The organism is Aquitalea sp. S1-19 (genome assembly GCF_024343515.1).
In genome coordinates, this window is the sequence record NZ_RJTZ01000267.1 from 1 (window position 1) to 1,811 (window position 1,811).

General features: G+C 58.4%; 2 protein-coding genes. Both read left to right on the forward strand.

The window, feature by feature from the left end; genetic code table 11:
• On the forward strand, positions 1-316 hold a 316-nt coding region (locus EGI20_RS18165), incomplete at its 5' end, for a DUF3592 domain-containing protein (protein ID WP_498633090.1).
• A 212-nt stretch (positions 317-528) separates the two neighbouring features.
• Positions 529-1,811: M20/M25/M40 family metallo-hydrolase (locus EGI20_RS18170; protein WP_498633092.1), on the forward strand; the 1,283-nt coding region annotated here is incomplete at its 3' end.

A 1,811-nucleotide genomic window follows, 5' to 3' on the forward strand; every position in this document is an offset into this window, starting at 1 on the left:
GCGCCGCGGTGGTGGCGATGCCAGCAACCGCGAGGAGTACAAGGCGTTGGTGACCTACCGCTATCGCTACAACGGGGTGGACTACACCGGCTCCACCGTATCCTTTCCCGATGCCGGCGACCAGCAGAGTGCTTCCGGTGCCGAGGCCAGAGTGGCCAAGTATCCGGCGGGCAGCCAGGTCAGGGTTTACGTCAATCCGGCACAGCCCGCACAAGCCTGCCTCGAGGCCGGGCGGCACTGGACGGTATGGGTAGGGTTGGCGCTGACCTTGCTGTTTGTAGTGGCAGGGGCGGGTTTGTTGCTGGGCATCATTTGAAACCGGCGTATCGGCAAGGCGGCGTACTTTAGAGTGCGCCGCTTTTTTATGTCTCAGACCGATGTGCAGGTCTGTGTGTACCGTGCAATATTACTATTTGATATTAATCAATCAATCGCCAATATCAATAATAAATTATTAGATAAGTATTTAATTATCGGTGGTGGCGGCGTAAAGTAAGCGCTCCCTAAATGGCTGGATGGAGTGCTTTCATGTCGTTTCGCCGTATTGCCCCGCTTACCGCTGCCTGTCTCGCTGCTTTCTCGATGTCTGCCTTTGCTGCTCCGCTCGACCCTGCCAAGGTGAAGTCGGTGGTCGATGGACAGATCCCGTCTTATTTGCAGGACCACAAGGCCATTACCGAGATTGAATCGCCCACCGGCGACAAGGCGGGTAGCCGGCAGATGGCCGACTGGCTCAAAGCCCGCTTCGAGCCTCTGGGTTACAAAGCCGAGTACCGCGAAAACGACGCCGGCACCCATGTCATCCTGCGCAAGAAGGGTGAAGGCCAGCAGCGCGTGCTGATTCTGGGGCACACCGATACCGTGCAGCCCAAGGGCAGCCTGGCCAAGAAACCATACAGCTATGATGCCAAGACCGGCCTGTCGCAAGGCCCGGGCGCAGGCGACAGCAAGGCTTCGGTCGCCCAGTTGCTGCACTTCGCACAAGCGATGGAAAAGCTGGGTTACAAGAACTACGGCGAGATGATTTTCTACTTTGATGCCGAAGAAGAAGTCGGTTCCGATCTGGAAGAGCAGATCCTTGACGAGCTGGCCAAGCAGGCCGATCTGACCCTGTCGGTGGATACCGCCCGTCCGGGCTGGGGTCTGACCACGCAGCGCAAGTGGGCGGCCAACTTCGATATCAGCGTCAAGGGCACGACCGGCCATGCCGGCAACTCTCCACAGTCCTCGGCCAGCGCCACGGTCGAACTGGCCAACCAGATTACCCGCATCATGAAGCTGGCCAGCCCGCTGCCGAAAGATCCGTCCCAGTTCACGCCGCAAGGCCTGGCCAAGCGCGGCCTCGCCGACCATGGTCAGTTCATTCCCGAGCTGACTATCAATGTAGGCGTGATCGAAACCCCGAACACCAAGCGCAATAGCGTACCGGCGGCCGCCAGCGCCAAGCTGGATATCCGTGGCTATAAGGCGGAAGACCTGAAGAAGATTCAGGCTGCCATCGCCAAGATCGCCGCTACTCCTGCTGTGGGTGGCACCAAGGTCGAAGTGAAGGGCCCGTTCTCCTATCTGCCTGCCATGGAGAAAACCCCGGCAGCCGCGGCTCTGGTCGATTCGTACAAGAAGATCGTCAAGCAGCAATACGGTGCCAATGTGGTTGAATGGTCCGGTGGCGGCGTGACCATTGGCAACTTTACTTCCAAACACATCCCGACCATTGATGGTCTGGGCGTAGAGACCGACTACGAGCACGATCTGGACAAGGAAACAGTTGATCTCAAGACCTTCGCGCCACGCACGGTCAGCATGATTCT